Origin of the sequence: Streptomyces sp. NPDC047130 (assembly GCF_040643475.1) — a bacterium.
GTDB lineage: Bacteria > Actinomycetota > Actinomycetes > Streptomycetales > Streptomycetaceae > Streptomyces.
Genome location: NZ_JBEYUK010000004.1, coordinates 150713 through 168233, shown reverse-complemented (window position 1 = coordinate 168233; position 17521 = coordinate 150713). Strand labels below are relative to the sequence as shown.

Sequence of the window (17521 nt, the reverse complement as noted above, 5' to 3'; positions counted from 1 at the left end):
CAGGGATCAACGATCTGGAGAGATGGCAGCGAAGGGGCGGAAGATGGCAGTCGGACCCACCACCCGTCGGCGCCAGCTAGGCGCGGACCTAAGGCGCCTGCGTGAGCGGGCCGGCCTGACCCTCGAAGAGGCAGGAGCACGCGTAGGCATCTCGAAGGCGACTCTGAGCCGGTACGAGACGAAAGAGGGCTCGGTCAAGTGGCCGGCGATAGACGCCCTGTGCCGCGAGTACGCGGCGACAGACGCCGAACGCGTCGCCCTCGTCGAACTGGCCAAAGGCGCCAAGATTCAGGGCTGGTGGCGCTCGCTCGCCGATCCCATTCCGGAACCGATGAACCTCATGCTCACCCTGGAGGACGAAGTTCTGCGGGAGGAGCACTACGCCTCGATGTACATCCCCGGACTGCTGCAGGTACGTGAGTACGCGGAGGCCGTCCACCGGGCATCCGAGGTCGAGTGTCCGGAGCGGGAAGTCCAGCACATGGTGGACATCAGGATGAAACGCCAGGAACTGCTGCGGCGTGCTGAGCCGCCACACATCTGGTGCGTGATCGATGAAGCCGCGATCCGGCGGCGGGTGGGTGGCGCCGACGTGATGCGCGAGCAGCTCCATCATGTCGTCGAGCTTGCCGCCCTCCCGCATGTCACCGTCCAGGTGCTGCCCTTCGCAACCGGCGCCCACGCGGCCGCCGTAGGCAGCTTTGTGATCCTGCGCGGACCCGCTCCCGAACTCGACGTCGTCTACGTCGACTTGCTGGGCGGAGGTCTCTTCATGGAGAAGAAGCCAGAGCTGGAGCGCTATAGGTTGGCGTTTCAGTACCTGAGCGCACAGGCGCTCGACCTGGAGTCCTCGGTCGGTCTGATCAACCGTGTCGCCAAGGAGCACGCATGACAGCGCCCATAGCCCGGCAGTGGTTCAAGTCCTCATACAGCGGAGGCAGCGGGACCGAGTGCGTAGAGTGCGCGGTCACAGAGGGCCGCGTCGTGCTGCGGGACTCCAAGCAGAAGGACAAAGGGCGGCTGTCGGTTACGCACGGTGTGTGGCTGGCTTTTGTCCGCGCTCTCCGCCACGGGCGGCTGCCGGATCAGGCCTAGACCGCGCATCGTTACGTGACAAGCAGCGGAGGTCCGCAGCAGGCCTGGTCAGCTGGGACACGGTCCGCTGGAAGGCGGTTGGAGGCCGGGGGTGCCGTACGCGGCCACTGCGGCAGTTGGCATGGCGTGGGCGGCATTGACGGCCGCTCCGGGGAGGGAATCACGTGCAGAAGACATCAGAATCTATTGACGGCAGCGAGACTGAGAGGGATGGCCGGAGCAGCGCCGAGGGCCCTTTGGGCACGGACGACACGGCGCTCGACCCCGCCGAGGCCTCAACGGTCTTGGTTGAAGTGATGCCGGGCATCGCGCTCGTCGCTGGTGAAGTGCCGCCAGAGCTGAAGCCAGAGCTGATCGACTTCGGGATCGTGCCGGGCCCCGACCGCAAGCAGCTCTCAGCCCTCCTCGCCTCGGTCGGCAACGCGGCGGCCCTGGGCGGAAATCTGGCGAACGCGTTCACGGGGGTGCAGGGGCTGTACCGGCTCAGCGAGGCCACGCAGGCCCTGCTGGGGAACGGTGCGACGCTTGTGATCAAGGACGGCGCGAACCTCGGGACGGTGATGCTCCGGGGCAAGATCATCGCGCAGGCCCGCCTCATTCCCCAGTCCACGGTGAATGCGGCGCAGCGCGCCGCCTCGGTCGGTCCCGCGCTGGCGATGGTCGCCCTGCAGGTGATGCTGAGCGAGGTCACCGGCCTCGTCAGGACGAACCTCGCGCTGACCAGCCAGGTGATCGCCGACATCCGGAAGGAGCAGTGGGCCGAGCTGAAGGGGCTCGTCACCGTGGTCGACCGCGCAGTCGGCCAGGCACGAGACATCGGGTCCGTCCCCGCTTCCCTGTGGGACGACGTCGCAGGCAGTGGCACGCTACTGCAGAAGCAACTCGAGCTGTACCAGCCGAAGGTCCGCGACCACATCGGGAAGATCAGCGGATCCGACGCGGGCACCCACCGTGCGTACCTGCAGGCGAACGCCGAGGCGATCGCCTTTGACGCGCACGCGCTCCTCTCCTCGCTCAAGGCGTGGACCGGGTATCAGGCGCTGCGCGCCGCGAAGGCGAGGGCCGCCGGACAGGAGGACACCGCGGAGGCCCGGTACGCCGAGGTCATCGCCCGGGATACCCGCAAGGAGTTCGAGACCTCCCTCGCCGAGGCAACGAACCTCATCGACCTGCTGACGCGAGAGCTGCGGATCATCGCCGAGCTGCCCGGGTCCGACGCGTGGCCACTGCCGGGCAAGCGCAAGGACCAGAAGGCCGCCCGCGAGATCGCCGCCCGCCTCCTGGAGGCGATCGCGCCGCTCGCCGACGCCCTGCACCCGCCAACCCCTGAACTCACAGCCCCGGACGTCGTGTGTGCCCCGGAGACGCTGGAGCTGAAGCCGTACCTGCCCATCCTGCGCTGGTTCCTCGAGGACGGTGAGAGCCTGCGGGTTCTCGGCTTCCCGGAGCAGCTCGACGACCCCGGGATCCTCGGCGGGGCGGTAGGGATGCTGGCGGCGGTGATGGACAAGCAGTCCGCCAGGACGCTGGTCGCGGTAACGGACCGCCGCATCCTCACGACGCGGACGAACGCGTTCCTCGAGCGCGGCGAGCTCCACGACGACACCCCGCTCGACCGTGTGCGATACGTCAGGGTGACGACCGGACAGGGCGGCGATGCGCGGTCGGCCGTCGACCTGATCACGCCTGACAAGAACGTGCGGTGGGAGTTCCGTGAGGACGTCGACACCGAAGACGTGGAGGCGCTCGCCGCCGTTCTGGCGGAGTCGATGACGATCCCGGACGACGAACGCGAGGCGCTGCGAGAGCGGGGGCGGGCCCGGGTGCCGGCGGCGGTCGAGGAAAACGCCTCCGCCGAAGCGGGTGGCACGGCTGACGACACCGCCGCGAAGGCCGTCATGCCGGGTGACTGACGCGGCCACCGACTCCGGGTAGTCCGTTGCAGCCAGGACGGACTCAGCCCTCCGCGTCCGCAGGCAGGTGGCACGCCCGAATGGGGCGCCGAGCGTAGTCCGGGCCCGGCATCGCACCGCACCACGCCGCGGCGGGCCCTCACCGCGGCGGTGCCTCGGCGGAGACACAAAGGCCCCCGTCCCGCAGACGCCGGGACGAGAGGGCCGGTCCCTCCGCCGCGCCTGCCTGCGCCCGGTACCGTGCGGCCATGAACCGCCGCCGACGCAAGAAACTGGCCGCCAGGCTCGTCCACGGCGCGACGTTCGGGAACGCCGATGCCGTCCGCGCGGTCCTGCGGGCAGGCGCGGATCCCGATGGGGCCGACGTCCACGGCACCACTCCGCTGTACGCGGCGTCGGTGCACGGCGCGGCGGACATCGTGCAGTGCCTGCTGGAGGCGGGGGCGCGCCCCGACCTCGAGAGCCGGGCCGAGACCGACGGCACGCCGCTGTGCGCGGCCGCGGCCTGGGGTTACGCCGAGGTCGTCCGGCTGCTCCTCGCCCACGGCGCGGACCCGGACCTGCGGGAGGACGACGGCCTGGGCCGCTCGCCGCTGGAGTGGGCGAGGGCCGGTGGTCACGCGGTCACGGCCAGGCTCCTCCTCGCGGCCGGGGCGCGGGACCCGGAGGCGGAACGACCACCGCGGTGACGGCGGCATCATCGCCACCCAATGCCGCCCGCCGCCCGCCGCCCGCCGCCCGGTGAACCGAGACCGTGCCGCGAGGCGCTGTCAGTGCAGGGCCGGCCAGAGGACGATCAGCACGAGCACGGCCGCAGCGGCAAGGGGCGTGGCCACGGCGAACCGTCCGCCGGGGCGGTTGCCGGCGTCCACGTAGGCGGCGATCAGCAGTACCAGGGCCGTCGGCACGAACAGGAACATGCCGATCACCGCGCCGATCACCGCCCAGGTCAGCATGGCTGTCCCGACAACGAGGCATGCTCGGGCACAGGCCTGCGCATGCTCCCGCATCAACAGCAGCGGCAGGCCGGCCGGCAGCGCGCTCACGAGGAAGAAGGAAGCCAGGACGGGGGCGATCCAGAACCCGAAGGCCGCCGTGAGCCCTGCCGTGACGGCTCCCGCCACGGCCCAGGATCGCTGCCGGGTGGAAACGCTCCGGCGTGCTTCCATCGCTTGCCCCCTGCCCCCAGCCCCAGGAATTGAACGCGTTCAACTTACCGCATCGGCGCGGCGGACGGAGACCGGCGAACCGTCGACGAGGCGCCGCTCAAGCTCCGCACCCGCCCCGTGGGCAGTGTCCGGGCGTGCAGTGAGGCCAGTTGGCCGGAAAGCCGGTCGAGTGCCGGGACCAGTTCGGGCAGGTGCTCCTCGAAGAGCCGGTGGGCACGGGCGGCACCCTCGGGGGGTCCGGCCGCCCTCGGTCAGCCGGCCCTCCGCGTCCGCCAGCACCGGCCGGACGTGATCGGCCCACGGCCCACGGCCCCTGGCCGGGAAGTGAGGGCGCGTGGCGCGAGTGTCCGACGGGGACGCCGCCGCCGTCCGCGCGGTTCTGCGGACGGCGGCGGAGCCGGGTGAGAGCACGGCGACGATCACCCTGAGCCGGTACCGCCCCCGGCGGAGCGGGCGGCACGGGTGAGGATCCCCCCGCGGAGTGCGATGGCCCTCGCGGGGGGGGCGCAGGCGCGGGTCTACCAGATCGCCTCGACCCACTCGGGGTGGTCGATGAACGGGTTGCGGTTGTGCTGGTAGGTGTCGTGGATGACCTGGTTGCGGCGCTCCTCGAAGGCGTCCGGCGGGTCCTCCTCGTTCCACGCCTTCAGTACGGCGAGCTTGCCCATGTACGGGTTGCTCCCGTTGTTCACGCTGCTGTTGACCTCCAGGTCCGCCCAGCCGTCGCCGCCCTCGTAGCGGACCGCCATGTAGAAGATCATGCGGGCGACGTCGCCCTTGACGGCGTCACGCGGCTCGAAGGAGTCGGAGTCGGTGAGGCTGCCGCCGCCGGCCGAGACGGCGCTGCCGCCGTTGTCGAAGTCCTTGTTGCCCCGGATGCTGTTGACCTGGACGTCCTCGGGGCGCAGGTGGTGCAGGTCGGTGCCCGGGCCGGTGGCCGTGCCGAAGTCGCCGTGGGACTTGGCCCAGACGTGCTCCCGGTTCCAGTCGCCGACGTCACCGCCGTTGAGCGACTTGCTGCGGGAGGCGCCCGAGTACAGCAGGATGACGTTGGAGCTGTTCGACGGGTCCTGGTCGGTGACCATCAGCGCGTTCCACACGGCCGAGTAGGAGATCTTCGTCTGGCTGCTGATGATGGTGTGCAGCGAGGACTTGAGGCTCGTTCCCGACTTACCGATCGCGTTCTTGTAGTACGTCGAGTCGTAGTCCGTCGTGGTGGCCGCCGTTGTGGCCGCGGTCGTGGCTGTGGCCGGCGTTGCGGCCAGGGCGGGGCCGATGAGCAGGGTCACGACGGCGAGGGCCAGGGCTCTGCGGTGGTGGCTGCGTATCGCGAGCATGCGGGGTGTCCGATCTACGCGTGTTGAGCAGGACTCCCAGCAGATTGACATGGGCATGCGGTCGCGCGGGTGTCGGGCAGGTGCCGATTGTGTGACGGACTGTGCACGGGCCAGGGGGGACGGTGCGGGCGGGGGCCCGGCACGGTGGGCACCCGAGAGGGCCCGAGGTGCGGGCGGCCTCTGAACCGGCGGGGCCGGCGGCGGTGACGGCGGGGCTTGCGTGGGCCCCAGGTCTTGCCGGCGAGCCGCCCGGGTTGCCCGGGGAGAAGCCACGGGGAAGGCGACGGCACGCCGCGGTGGGTGGTGCTGTTCGACGAGAGCCGCGCCGGCAAGAAGGGCACCGAGCCGGAGGGCCTGGCTGTCGCCGAGTACAACGGCGTCCGGTACGGCTTCGTCGGCTCCGAGCGGAGCAACTTCGTCGCCGTGTACGACCTGACCGATCCCCGCGCGCCGCGCTTCACACAGCTCCTGCCCACCACCAACGGGCCCGAGGGCATCCTGCCCATCCCCTCCCGCGGTCTGCTCGCCGTCTCCAGCGAGGAGGACTCCGCCGAGGACGGCGTCCGGGCCACCGTCACCCTCTTCCGTCTCGGCAAGGGCGCCCCGGCCACGCCGTCGGTGGTCTCCGGCGACGACGCCACCGGCGCGCCCATCGCATGGGGCGCCCTCGGCGCGCTCTCCGCCGACCCGGCCGCCCCGCACCGCCTGTGGACGGTGACCGACGCCGCCTACGCCCCCACCCGCCTCCTCACCCTCGACACCCGCCGCGCCCCGGCGGTCGTCACCACCGAGCTCACCGTGAGGGACGCCGACGGCAACCCCGTCGCCTACGACGCCGAGGGCGTGTACGCCCGTCCCGGCGGCGGGTTCTGGCTGGCGGTGGAGGGCAGGAAGGGGCCGGAGAACAAGCTGGTCCTCCTCGACGAGCGGGGCGTCACCCGCCGGACCGTGCCGCTGCCGGCCGAGGTCGCCGCGGGGCTCGGCGGGCAGGGGTTCGAGGGCGTGACGGCACGGAAGGACGCCGCCGGGCGGGAGATCGTGTGGGCCGCCCTGCAGCGCGAGGTGGCCGGGGACCCGGCGGGGGTGGTCCGGATCGGCCGCTACGACGTCGCCGCGGACAGCTGGAGCTGGTACGGCTACCGCCTGGGGACCACCACCGTCGCGGGTGACTGGATCGGCCTCTCCGAGATCACCGTCGTCGGCGACCGGCTCGCCGTCGTCGAGCGCGACAAGCTGAACGGGCCGGCCGCCCGGGTCAAGCAGGTCCACACCGTTCCGCTGCCCTCCGGCCCCGCGCCCGCCGGCACGCTCCCGGTCCTCGAGAAGAGGCTCGCCCTCGACGTCCTCCCCGCCCTCCGGGCCGGCAAGGGCTGGACCCAGGAGAAGCTGGAGGGCCTTGCGGTCGCGGGCGACGGCACGCTCTTCGCCGTCACCGACAACGACGCCCTGGACGCGGCGACCGGCGAGACGGTCCTCCTGGACCTCGGCAAGGCCAAGCGGTACCGGTACCTCCGCTGACCTGAGGTTTCCCTCCCGGGGCCAGGCGAGGCCCCGGGCCGGGACGACCGCGCCCGGCGGGGCGGGTGACCGGTGTGGCCTGCACGGTCACCGGTCACCGTTCACCCGCCCCGGCGGGCACCGTCATCGCTGCGGCGCCCGCGTCACCCCGGCACCTCGGCACCTCGGCCGTCTCCCGGTCGGTCGGCCGTGACGACGGTGAGGAACGGGAAGGCGATGAGCAGCGCGACCGCGACGAGCAGTCCGCTCGCCCAGAGCGGCCCGAGGACCCCGGCTTCGGTGCCGATCGCCGCCGCGGCGACGACGGGGCCGACGGCGGCTCCCACGTTGAGCGCGGCGGTCGCGTACGAGCCGGCCATCGTGGGGGCTCCCGCGGCCTCGTAGAGGACCCGTGTGATCAGCGTGCTGCCCAGCGCGAACGACAGGGCGCCCAGCGCGAACACGAGGACGAGCAGGGCGGCCGGCCGGTCGGCCAGCAGCGCCAGGGCGGGCCAGCCGAGGAGCAGCAACGGCCCGCCGAACGCGACCACGTGACCGGGACGCCGGTCGGAGAGCCGTCCGGCCACGGTGACGCCGGCGAAGGAACCGGCGCCGAAGAGCACCAGCGCGACGGAGACCCACAGCTCGCCCAGCCCGGCACTGCCGGTCACCACGGGGGCGAGGAAGGTGAGGCTGCCGAAGGTCGCCGCGTTCACCAGCGCGCCGAGCAGCATCACCAGGAGCAGCCGTGGCCTGGTGAACTGGGCGAGCTCGGCGCGCAAGGCCGGTCGGCCGGTCGCCTCGTGCGCGTCACGTCCTGCCGGGACGCCCTTGAGGATGCCGAGGGCCGCCGGCAGGCAGAGGACGGCGACGGCCCAGAAGGTGGCCCGCCAGCCGAGCGCCGTGCCGAGCACCGCCCCGCCGGGGACACCGGCGATCGTGGCCACCGTCGTGCCGGACAGCAGCACGGCCAGCGCACGCCCCTTCCGGTCGGGCGGGACCAGCGCGGCCGCGGCCGTCAGCGCCACGGCGAGGAACCCCGCGTTGGCGATCGCGGCGACGACGCGGGTGGCGAACAGGACGGGGAAGCTGGTGGTGAGCGCGCCGAGGGCGTGCGCCGCCGCGAACACGAGGACGGACGCGAGGAGGCTGGGACGCCTGGGCCAGGAGCGGGCCCACGCGGCCGTCAGGGGCGCACCGACGACCATGCCGATCGCGTAGGCCGAGGTGAGCACGCCTGCCGTCCCGACGGTGACGCCGAAGGCCGAGGCGATGTCCGGCAGGAGGCCGGCCAGCATGAATTCCGAGGTGCCCATGGCGAAGACCGCCATGGCCAGCAGGTACAGCGAGAGAGGCATCGAGTGGCTCCGAGGTGAGGAGAGGCACGAGAGGGTCATCTCGTCACCGCGGCCGGCCCCCGGGCGGGCGCCCGCCCCAGGTTCACGTCACGCGAAGCGGCGTGACGGCAGGGCTGTGGGCGTGATGAGCTGCGCGCTGCGCGCGCTGCGCTCCGAACTCAGTGGTTCCGGGGGCTGACGGCGTGACCGAAAGCCCCCACCTTGTCCGACTCAGGACTCGACATGGTCGGCACGCTACCCGACCGGCCCCTGCCGGTGCATCCGCGTTGCCGGCTCCGTCCTGGACCTCGCGCGTCCCCGGCGGTACCTGTCGGCCTGCCCGAGCGTCCCACCCTCATCCTCGAACCGCTGGTTCCCGGACCGCACGACACCGCGGTCGTCACCACCCCCGAACAGGCGGCCGGGGACATCCCCGCAGCCGTGCTCTCGGCGATGCTCCACCGTACGGACAAGGCCTGTCCGGCCGTATGGCCGTACGGCCCTACTGGAAGCACTTTCCAAGGCCTTGCGCGGCCTTGCGGAGAGCGGCGACTGACGCGCCCCGGTGCGCCGAGGAGTCGGGCTCAGTAGCCGTACTTGTCGGCGCACCACTTGCCGTACCGGGCGAAGGCCGCCTTCGTTCCCGGACCGGCGATGCCGTCGATGGCGCCCTTGTAGCCCCAGGTCCGCATCGCGCGCTGCAGTGCCTTGACGGTCTGGTTGCCGGGGATGCCGTCGATGGCGCCCCGGTAGCCGTTGGCCCGCAGTTCGCGCTGGAGGGCCTTCCAGCTCTGCGGGCCCAGGCGGCCGTCCACGGTGATCCGGTGGCCGAACTCCCGGAGCCGGTGCTGGACCCCCTTCGCCTGCCGGGTGTTGAGGCCGAGGTTGTTGACCGCCGCGGCGACGGAGCCGGCGGTGACCGTCGGGGGTGAGGCCGGGGCGGCGGTGGCCGGGGCGGCGGTGGCCGGCGCGGTCGCGCCCATCAGGGTGCCGGCGGCGATACCGGCGGCGGCGAGGGCTGCGACGAGGGTGCGCTGCAGGCGTGTCACGGCGGCGGGCTTCATGGTCTCCACCTCTCGGAGGTCGGCTGGGCGACTGGTCCACTGGTCAACTGGTCAACTGGTCAACTGGTCCGTTGGCCATTGCTCCCTTGGTTCACCGGCCGACTGAGCCGGCCTGCTCAAGCATGCCTCTCGGCACACCGTTCCATGCCGTCTCGTCCCGACTTGGTCAGGGTTGGGCGGTTTCGGGCGGGATAGGGCGGTGAGGCGAGCATCGACGGGCTGATTCGCTCGCGCGTCCCGCGCGGGTCACCCCGTCCGGCCGGGGAGTGCGCGGTCGCCAACTGGGCGCGTCGCACCGGGTGTCCGGGCCATAGGATCGCCGGCATGTCACTGGAACTCGTGCAGGTGAACATGAAGGCCCACGACCCGGAGGGGCTCGGGCGGTTCTGGGCGGAGGCGCTCGGGTGGGGGGTGTCCAGCGAGGCGCCGGGGGTGATCAACCTGGAGCCGGTCGGCTTCGACTGGCCGGATCCGACCGCCGTGTGCATCGACATCATCGCCGGCCAGGAGCCCAAGACGGTCAAGAACCGGGTGCACCTGGACCTCGCCACCACCTCCGCCGCGCACCAGGAGGAGTTGGTGACGCGCCTGAGGGAGCTCGGGGCGACGCCCGCGGACGTGGGCCAGGGCGACGACGTGCCGTGGACGGTGCTGGCGGACCCGGAGGGCAACGAGTTCTGCGTGCTGGAGCCGAGGGAGGTCTACCGGGACACCGGGCCGATCGCCGCGGTGGTCGTCGACAGCGCGGATCCGGGGGCGATGGCACGGTTCTGGGGCGAGGCGCTCGAGTGGACGGTGCACGAGGTGGCCGACGACCACGCATCGCTGCGGTCCGCCAAGGGGGTGGGCCCGTACCTGGAGTTCGTCCGGGCGCCGGAGGCGAAGACCGTCTGGAACCGGGTGCACCTGGACCTGCTGCCGAGGCCCACGGGTGAGCGGACGGCGCAGCTGGAGCGGTTGGCGGAGCTGGGCGCGACCGAGGTCGGCCTGGGGGACGCCGGCGTGTCGTGGGTGGTCCGCGCCGACCCGGAGGGCAACGAGTTCTGCGTCCTCGGGCGGGCGACGGACTGACCGCGGCCCCGCCAGGGGGACCGGAGCGTTCGCGGTCTCAACGGCAGAGTTCCGCGATCAGTCTCCGCAGCTCGTCGCCGCTCAAAGGGGTTCGGTGGGCGAGGTGATTGCGCGCGGCGCGGAGGATGCGCAGGTGGCGCCGGTCCTGGGGGGACAGGACGATGGCGCCGTCACGGTAGGCCCCCCACATGGCGCCGAGCTCCATGGTGTCGATGAGCGTGCTCGTCGGGACCTGGCCGTCGTCCAGGTCCCGGCGCGGCCCGTACTGCTCGGCGAGCCTCTGCAGGGGGATGCGTGCGTTCGCGCGCACCACCGTCGCGAACCGCTCCCGCGAGGCGTCGACGAGAGGAAGGAGCACGTGGCTCTGCGCCAGCCAGACATGGGACTCCATCGCGTGTCGGCTCTCCAGGCAGTGGTCCGGGTACCTGCGGAGTCTGCCGTCCCAGCTGTCCACCGCGGACAGGTTCCAGGCAGGAAGCAGTGCCTCGTCGGGGCGTGGACCCGACACCCGGGTCGCGTCCGAGGCGTTCGCCTCGGACCTCTCCGGTACCGGATGATCCGCCACTGCCTCCCGGAGAGCCGCCGGCAGGGTCTCCGGGCGGCCGTCCTCCCAGCGCACCGCCAACGACGCCGCGACAGAGAGGAACGGGCCGCAGATCTCCGTGATGGTCGCCTGGGCGACGGCCTCGTACAGCTGGTTCTGCTCCAGGGAGGAGTCGAGCGGCGGACGGGAGAGGGCCACCACGGTCGCCGTGTCGAGACGCCCCGTGACACCCCACCACCAGTGGACCGCCACGTCTTCTCGCGCCAGCTGTCCAGGGAGTCCCGGCGGGAGGTCCCGGGTGGTGGCGAGGACCAAGGCTCGTGGACGACTGCCCGGCGGAAGGCCGGCCTCCTTGGCCACCGCCACGACGCGTCGGAGCAGGTGGCCGGTGGCTGTCGGCGCGGGTTCCCGCCACCCGCGGACGACGACCGGCCTGGTCTCGGGCACTCCCGTCGGCCCCTTGACCAGGCGCAGGAGGACGTCCCCCGCGGTGTCGTCGTCGCCCACCGTCCCCTGCCCGAAATGCAGCTCCTTGGCCAGCCGCTCCAAGAGATCGGCCAAGGCTTCCGCCTCGGTCGGGGCCCGCGTCGGTTGCGACCGCGTGACGGCCCCGGACGACGGCACGGAGGTGAACAGGCCTCCGAGCCCGTCGTCGTAGTCCAGCACGGGCGCGAGACCGGACCACAAGGTGGCGTCGGGTGCTGTCCTCGGAGCGGGTACCGGAGGCGTCGCCGGGGCCGCGTCAGGGGTGTGGACATCGCCGTCCGCCGGGGGGAGCAGCACGAATTCGTCCAGTTCGTGCAGCAGCTCGTCCAGCAGTCGTTCACTCACCGGCTCGGGCCCGTCCAGCAGGCTCGAAGGCAGCAGGAGCAGACAGCTCCTGCCGCCTCTCAAGTCGTTCACCAGCCTGCCGAGCCAGAGACGGAAACCGGGGAGGGACACCGGCAGGCCGGCCGCCGGAAACGTCATTCCTGTCGCCCCAGCGTCTGCAGCGACGTGAACGTGACCGGGTCGATCGCGTAACCGTCCTCTCCGTCGTCCAGCACGCCGTGATCGACAAGCCGCTGGGTGAACGTGCGCGTTTCGTCGAGGGTGAGGTCGGTGGCCGCGGCGATGTCGGCGTGGCTGCAGCCCTCACCGGGCTCCAGGTACTTCGCCCACGTCGCCAGCAGTTCCACGGAGCGACGGTCGAGTTCCACGGATTCCAGGTGGTTGCGAGCGATGTCCTCCCGGAGGTACAGCGCGCCGATGGTCTCCAGAGCCGTCTCCAGCGTGGCCCCTCCACGGGTGGCCAGGTCGACCGTGCGTTCCACCAGCTGCGGCCAGCCTCCCGTGGCGCGCACAAGACGGCTCCGCTTGTCCGCGGTGTCGAACGGGCACTCCGGCCAGGCCCTCAGGCTGTCCTTGTCCCACCTGCCCGGACGCAGCACCTCGGCGACCCGGTCGTCTTCGAGAACCGCGTGCGCCCTGGGGTCCGCCAGCGCCAGCACAGCCCTGCTGTTCGCGCCTCTGGCAGCGGTGGCGTACTGGTTGAGGCGGTCCAGTGACTGGTCGAGCGTGTCGAGACCGATGTAGCGAAGGTCTGCGACGACCACGCCCGGCTGCCGGTCCCGTGCGGCCCTGGACAGCACGTCGGGCAGGGTGTCAGGAGCCGCCTCGTAGAAGGTCAGCCCGCGGGCCTCACCGTAGGAGCGGATCGCCTGCATGGCCAGCTTCGGGGCGTGCGCCTTCGTGAGACACAGCAGACGCAGGCCCGGGCTCGTCGCGACGAAGAGTTCCTGTTCGGTGAGAGGGCTGTAGCGGTGCACCCCTTCCCGGTCGATGCCCACCAGCCGTCGCGAGAACCGCGGGTTGTAGTCGTACGGCAGGCTGAACTCGGTCTGCCGCAACTCCAGCGCGAGGTCCTCGCGGGTACCCAGCATGCGGACGACGTTGGGGCTGCGGACCGCATAGCGGCGCCGGTCGGACGCCTGCTGGGTCAGCAGCCCGAGTCCGACCATCTCGTCCAGGTAGATCTTCACGTCGTTCGCGGTCAGGCTGTCGAAGCCGTCGTGCCAGGCCCTCTTCGCCTCGTGCAGGAGCTCGTCGGCGTCGTAGCCCCGCTGGAAGCCGTCGGCCTGGCTGCGCAGGGCGATCACCAGGGCGAGCACCCGGTAACGGTCCTCCAGGTTGATGGTGAGCCGCATCCGCTCGGCGATGTGCCGGTGAACGTCGGCCGATCGCGCCACCTCGCGGATGTCCTCCTCCGACACGGTGATCGGCCACTGCGCCGCCCCGACGGGCTTCTCGCGCATCGCGGTGACCAGTCGCTCGCAGAAGATCTGGACGAGGCACGCCTGGTAGTTGGTCGCGGCGAGGACCCGCCAGACCAGCTCCGCCCGCTCGAAGCGATACCCGAAGGCGGCCATGGGACCGACGACCAGCCGCTGCGCCTCGGCCGGCTTGAGGGGCCCGATCAGCAGTTCACGGCCGTGAGCCAGCGGGACGTTGGACAGCCTGCTGAACCGCTGTACCTGATGGAGACCGGCGAACACGACCTTGAAGCGGCGGTCGGTGCTGTCCATCAGGCCTTTCAGCCGGGCCACGTTGGCGAACGTGCCCTCTCCGCCCGTCCCCCGTACCGCCTTCGAGTCCGCCGTCAGGAAGGCGTCGGCCTCATCGGCCAGAACGAGGACCCGCCGGTCCGAGTTCTCCTCGAGCCAGCGGCGCACCAGCTCCAGGAGGTTGTCCGGAGGCAGAGCCGTCGACACCTTCGACTCCAGGACCCCCACCCTCTTCAGCTCCGCGGCGAGCACCGGCCAGATCCGCTCGGCCGGCTCTGCCTCACCCACGCCCCTCGCCTTGAGATCGAGGTAGACGGCCTTGCGTTCGGGTCTCGAGGAGTAGTCCGCCTCCACTTTCCTGAGGAGAGCCGACTTGCCGAGCTGGCGGCCCCCGTAGAGGAAGAGCGCGCCCAGCGGGTCGATCACTTCGGCCATCTCCGCGCTGCGCCCGTAGAAGACCTCGGGCGGTACCAGCCCCGCCACGAACGGCGTGTACGGCTTGAAGTTGGTCCAGGGCAGAGTCACCCGCTGCAGCGCGCGGAAGGACCGCGGCGCACGGGCCGCCAGCCATCCGAAGACCGCCGGGTCGACCACCAACGCCTGCTGCGACAGCGTCCGGGCGTGCGCGACCAGCTTGCGCCGCCCCGACATTCCCAGGGGATACAGGTACAGGATGATGCACGCACCGGTGTCGGTACGGTCGAGCAGCTCCAGCGGGCTGCGGCCGCGCAGCTCGTCGGTGACCACCAGGATCGTGTAGTTCGAGGCGGCCGAGCCGAGGTCCGCCACGTATCCGGGCGCGCTCTCGTTCGCGTGCAGCTTGGCGGTGAGCCGAAGGGTGCCCCGAACCTGACGCTGATCGTCCCGGGTCGGGGGGCGGCCCTCGAGCCCGAGCAGGCGGAGCACCGTGGGCACGTGCTTCTGCCACTCCGCTCCCCGCGTGTTCGGCTTGCTGAGCGCCTCCCAGCTCTCCAGTCCCACCAGCGCGCTCTCGGTCAGCGGCTGCCCGTCCGCGTACGCCTCCGCCCACGGGCGGGCCGAGAAGCCCTGCCGCCCCGACTTGACCGGCGTGATGCCCTCCAGTCCGGAGACGAAGCGCTCCAGGTCCTCGCCGGGTGCCTCACCGCTCCACTCGGGCAGTCCGTCCCCCTTGCGCAGCAGCGCCAGGCACTCCTCCGCCGTGACCGTGTCACCCGCCTCCAGCAGTGCCTGGATGCGGCTCCTGTCCTCGTCGGACAGGGTCAGGGAGTCCAGCTGGGAGCGCAGCCTCCGTACATGCTCCTGCACCCGTTCCTGCAGTTCTCCCTCGAGCTCCCTCAGACGTGTGACCACACCGCGGTACGCGCCGTCCGGGTCCGGCTTCTCCAGCTGCTCCAGTCGTCCGACCAGCTCGCGCTCCGTCGGCACATCCAGGCTCTGGGTCCGCAACTCCGCGAGCAGCCCGGAGGCGGAGCGGTATCGCTCCACCGCCAGCGCCGACCATCGGGCCCACTGCGTGTCGCGTCGCGTCCGCCAGTCCGCGGGCAGTACCGCCTCTCCACCCACAGCCGGCACGAGACCCTGCTCCAGGGCTTCGACCAGGGCGTCCGCCAGGTGCAGGTCGCCCCGTTCCGCGTAGGTCCCGAGGACCGAGCGGACGTCGACGTGCTCGAGCACCGCGTGCAGGGCCTCGACGAAATCGGGGGCCGCGGGGTCTGGCTCCCCGGCGTAGGTGCGAGGGAGGTCCGGAGCCGCCAGGAGTGCCTCGGTGGCGGGCCGGAAGCTCCTGGTGTACGCCGCCGCGGGCTCGTCCTCGCCGGTCACGTCCCCGGCGGCACCGGCACCGATGTAGGCCTCGGAAGGAGTGGCATCGCCCTGCCCGGTCAGCCAGCACCTCAGCCTGTGCAGGATCGCCCCTTCGACACCGGGGAGCGGATCCTCGGAACGAACTTGCGCCAGCGCGTGGCTCAGATCCATGACCGAGTCGCTGCGTTCCTCTGCCTCCGGCACGGCGAGGGCCCGCGCCTGGGTCAGGAGGGTGACGACCTCGTCGATCCGACCGAGCAGGGAGCGCTTGGCCTTGGCCTCGATCGGCTCCTTCGCCTGCTTCGGTGTGCGGATGGCGGCGTCGGCCTCTTCGATGACCCGCTCGGCCGAGTCCCGTTTGCCGAATGGCTTCCACGCCTCGTCCAGCACCGACCGGTCCGCCTGGCCGGAAGCCCACGCCTCGACCGCGTGCAGGGCGCGTCCGAGGGGCTGATCCGGGCGCAGCAGCAGGTTCTGCACCTGCGTGGCCCGGGCGTAGCCGATCCGGCGCCTCGGCGCCTCCGTCTTGAGCCGTGCCGCCTCCTGCGCGATGCCGGCACGAGTGAGTGCGGGGTTCTTCTCCACGGAGACCTGCAGCACGGCCGGGTCCACGTACTGGTAACGCCTGAGGACGTCGAGCGCGCAGTCCAGCAGCCGGCGCCAGGCTCCGGTGAGGCCGACGAACGGGTCGGACTGCAGCAGCAGGTCGTTGGGGAAACCGGCGACGAGCCCCGCCCGGACCGAGGAGACCGCGGCCACCACGAGCGCGGATCGGTCGCCCTGCAACTGTTCCAGGTCGGGGTTGAACCGGGTCATCACCGACGTGGCGTCCTCGGGCAGGCGGGTGGAGAAGGCCGCGTCGGCGAAGGCCAGACACTCCGCACGGTGCGCGGGCTCACCGGATCCGAGCGTCATCCAGTACGCCTCCTGGAAGCGGCCGCCCTTCAGCAGCCGTTCCACCGGCGCCTCGGCCGCCGGGCTCGCGGAGTCCTCGAGTGGGGCGCAGTCCTTGGCGCTCTGCCATACGAGGGGCCTCGCCTCGTCAGCACCGGTGACCGGGGCAGCGGCGGCAGCGCTCACGGAACCCGCCACCGGCTCACGGGGGGTGAGGGCGCTTTCGGCCACGGGCTCCGCGTCATCCGCCCGGTCCTCGGACGACGGCTGACGCTGTTCATCGTGCGCGGCGGGTTCCTCAGCCACCCCCTGGTCCTGCGACACGTTCGCCGCGACCGGCGGGAGGCCCGGCTCGGCCTTCGACTCCCACTCCGGCTCCGGCTCCGGCTCCGGCTCCGGCTCGAAGACGGTCTCCGGCTCGATGTCCGGGTCACTCTGCGGTGCGGGCTCCTCGGCAGCCTCCGGGGCGGACGAGCCGGGCCGCTCGGGCGTCGGTGACGGCTCCAACAACTCCTCGTCGCCCCGAGGTGCCGGAACCGCTGCCGCATCGGAGACCGTGTCCTGGCTCGTCCCCGTACGGCCTTCCAGTTCCGCGATCTGATCGTCGAGTCCCCGGAGGGCTTCCCGCATCGCCTCCAGGTGCGACCCGCCACCGGTCTGCTCGGCCATCCGCAGAACGTCCAGCAGCGGCTTACGTTGCTCCTGGAGCGTCGCGATGCGCTGGTGCCGTTCCTCCGCCCTGAGTTGCTCGGCCCGCAGTTCGTCGACGGCGTCGTGGAGGGCCTGGAAGTCCGCGTCGTCCGAGCAGTCCGGCCGAGCAGCCTGAAAGGTCGTTACGGCCGCCGCACGCGCGTCGTTCCACTCAGCCGCCTGCTGCAGAACCTCTTCCGGGACGGCACGCCCCTCCGCCACCGCTCCCGCGGCCACGCGCATGGCGTCGGCACACCCTGTCGCCTTCAGGCGAAGCCCCTGCAGCACCGCCTCCAGGTCGGAGGCCTCCGGCAATGTGGCGCAGTCCGTCGCCCCCAGGTTCCCGCCTTCACCCGTAACGGACACTTCCCCACTCCCCTGTCGCTCCGAGGACTCGTCCTCGGCCGTCCCTTGCGTGGTCACTGCCTGCTCATCGGCCGCCCGACCGAGCACCCAATCGCCGGCGACCGGCTTGGCCGCCGCATCGAGGAGTTGCTCCCAGTGCTCTTCCACCATGCCCCGTCGAGCCGCATCGCCCTGCACAGCAAAGGAATGCAGCGTGAGAATGGCGAGCACAGGCGG

General features: G+C 71.7%; 12 protein-coding genes. 6 read left to right on the top strand and 6 right to left on the bottom strand.

The window, feature by feature from the left end; all coding sequences use genetic code 11:
• The first annotated feature begins 43 nt into the window (after positions 1 to 43).
• The 4 genes from ABZ836_RS08095 (at position 44) to ABZ836_RS08080 (ending at position 3697) form a co-directional block, all read left to right on the top strand.
• Positions 44 to 892 (top strand): helix-turn-helix transcriptional regulator, encoded by an 849-nt coding sequence (locus ABZ836_RS08095; RefSeq protein WP_361140531.1) that lies wholly within the window; start codon positions 44 to 46, stop codon positions 890 to 892.
• Complete coding sequence (locus tag ABZ836_RS08090; RefSeq protein ID WP_356134328.1) at positions 889 to 1095, top strand: DUF397 domain-containing protein; 207 nt, start codon at positions 889 to 891, stop codon at positions 1093 to 1095. The genes ABZ836_RS08095 and ABZ836_RS08090 overlap by 4 nt, the downstream gene beginning before the upstream one ends.
• A gap of 164 nt (positions 1096 to 1259) precedes the next feature.
• Positions 1260 to 3008: a hypothetical protein gene (locus ABZ836_RS08085; RefSeq protein WP_361140527.1), complete on the top strand. Its 1749-nt coding sequence runs from the start codon at positions 1260 to 1262 to the stop codon at positions 3006 to 3008.
• 248 nt (positions 3009 to 3256) lie between these two features.
• On the top strand, positions 3257 to 3697 hold the full coding sequence (locus tag ABZ836_RS08080; protein ID WP_361140524.1) for an ankyrin repeat domain-containing protein: 441 nt from the start codon (positions 3257 to 3259) through the stop codon (positions 3695 to 3697).
• 81 nt (positions 3698 to 3778) lie between these two features.
• Here the strand turns inward: ABZ836_RS08080 and ABZ836_RS08075 are convergent, their stop codons facing one another.
• Positions 3779 to 4132: a hypothetical protein gene (locus tag ABZ836_RS08075; protein ID WP_361140521.1), complete on the bottom strand. Its 354-nt coding sequence runs from the start codon at positions 4130 to 4132 to the stop codon at positions 3779 to 3781.
• A gap of 563 nt (positions 4133 to 4695) precedes the next feature.
• Positions 4696 to 5514 carry an endonuclease gene (locus ABZ836_RS08070; RefSeq protein WP_361140518.1) on the bottom strand — a complete coding sequence of 273 codons (819 nt, stop codon included), beginning with the start codon at positions 5512 to 5514 and terminating at the stop codon, positions 4696 to 4698.
• 300 nt (positions 5515 to 5814) lie between these two features.
• Here ABZ836_RS08070 and ABZ836_RS08065 point away from each other — a divergent pair, with 300 nt between their 5' ends.
• Complete coding sequence (locus tag ABZ836_RS08065) at positions 5815 to 7032, top strand: esterase-like activity of phytase family protein (RefSeq protein ID WP_361140515.1); 1218 nt, start codon at positions 5815 to 5817, stop codon at positions 7030 to 7032.
• 143 nt (positions 7033 to 7175) lie between these two features.
• Here ABZ836_RS08065 and ABZ836_RS08060 read toward each other — a convergent pair whose 3' ends face one another.
• Together ABZ836_RS08060 and ABZ836_RS08055 are read right to left on the bottom strand one after the other, a co-directional pair.
• Entirely contained in the window at positions 7176 to 8369 is a 1194-nt protein-coding gene (locus ABZ836_RS08060; RefSeq protein ID WP_361140512.1) for a Cmx/CmrA family chloramphenicol efflux MFS transporter, read from the bottom strand.
• Positions 8370 to 8932: 563 nt separating this feature from the next.
• The gene (locus tag ABZ836_RS08055) at positions 8933 to 9412 is read right to left on the bottom strand and encodes a peptidoglycan-binding domain-containing protein (protein ID WP_361140509.1); all 480 of its coding nucleotides are present in this window, start codon (positions 9410 to 9412) and stop codon (positions 8933 to 8935) included.
• 324 nt (positions 9413 to 9736) lie between these two features.
• Here ABZ836_RS08055 and ABZ836_RS08050 point away from each other — a divergent pair, with 324 nt between their 5' ends.
• Positions 9737 to 10483 carry a VOC family protein gene (locus ABZ836_RS08050; protein ID WP_361140506.1) on the top strand — a complete coding sequence of 249 codons (747 nt, stop codon included), beginning with the start codon at positions 9737 to 9739 and terminating at the stop codon, positions 10481 to 10483.
• Positions 10484 to 10520: 37 nt separating this feature from the next.
• Here ABZ836_RS08050 and ABZ836_RS08045 read toward each other — a convergent pair whose 3' ends face one another.
• Together ABZ836_RS08045 and ABZ836_RS08040 are read right to left on the bottom strand one after the other, a co-directional pair.
• Positions 10521 to 11996, bottom strand: coding sequence for a hypothetical protein (locus ABZ836_RS08045; protein WP_361140503.1), 1476 nt, complete (start codon positions 11994 to 11996; stop codon positions 10521 to 10523).
• Positions 11993 to 17182, bottom strand: a complete 5190-nt coding sequence (locus ABZ836_RS08040) for a hypothetical protein (protein ID WP_361140500.1) — start codon at positions 17180 to 17182, stop codon at positions 11993 to 11995. The genes ABZ836_RS08045 and ABZ836_RS08040 overlap by 4 nt, the downstream gene beginning before the upstream one ends.
• Between the last annotated feature and the right edge of the window lie 339 nt (positions 17183 to 17521).

Coding starts and splice junctions, on each gene's coding strand:
- ABZ836_RS08095 (WP_361140531.1), top strand. CDS start 44: ATGGCAGTCGGACCCACCACCCGTCGGCGCCAGCTAGGCGCGGACCTA.
- ABZ836_RS08090 (WP_356134328.1), top strand. CDS start 889: ATGACAGCGCCCATAGCCCGGCAGTGGTTCAAGTCCTCATACAGCGGA.
- ABZ836_RS08080 (WP_361140524.1), top strand. CDS start 3,257: ATGAACCGCCGCCGACGCAAGAAACTGGCCGCCAGGCTCGTCCACGGC.
- ABZ836_RS08070 (WP_361140518.1), bottom strand. CDS start 5,514: ATGCTCGCGATACGCAGCCACCACCGCAGAGCCCTGGCCCTCGCCGTC.
- ABZ836_RS08060 (WP_361140512.1), bottom strand. CDS start 8,369: ATGCCTCTCTCGCTGTACCTGCTGGCCATGGCGGTCTTCGCCATGGGC.
- ABZ836_RS08055 (WP_361140509.1), bottom strand. CDS start 9,412: ATGAAGCCCGCCGCCGTGACACGCCTGCAGCGCACCCTCGTCGCAGCC.
- ABZ836_RS08050 (WP_361140506.1), top strand. CDS start 9,737: ATGTCACTGGAACTCGTGCAGGTGAACATGAAGGCCCACGACCCGGAG.
- ABZ836_RS08045 (WP_361140503.1), bottom strand. CDS start 11,996: ATGACGTTTCCGGCGGCCGGCCTGCCGGTGTCCCTCCCCGGTTTCCGT.
- ABZ836_RS08040 (WP_361140500.1), bottom strand. CDS start 17,182: ATGCGCGTGGCCGCGGGAGCGGTGGCGGAGGGGCGTGCCGTCCCGGAA.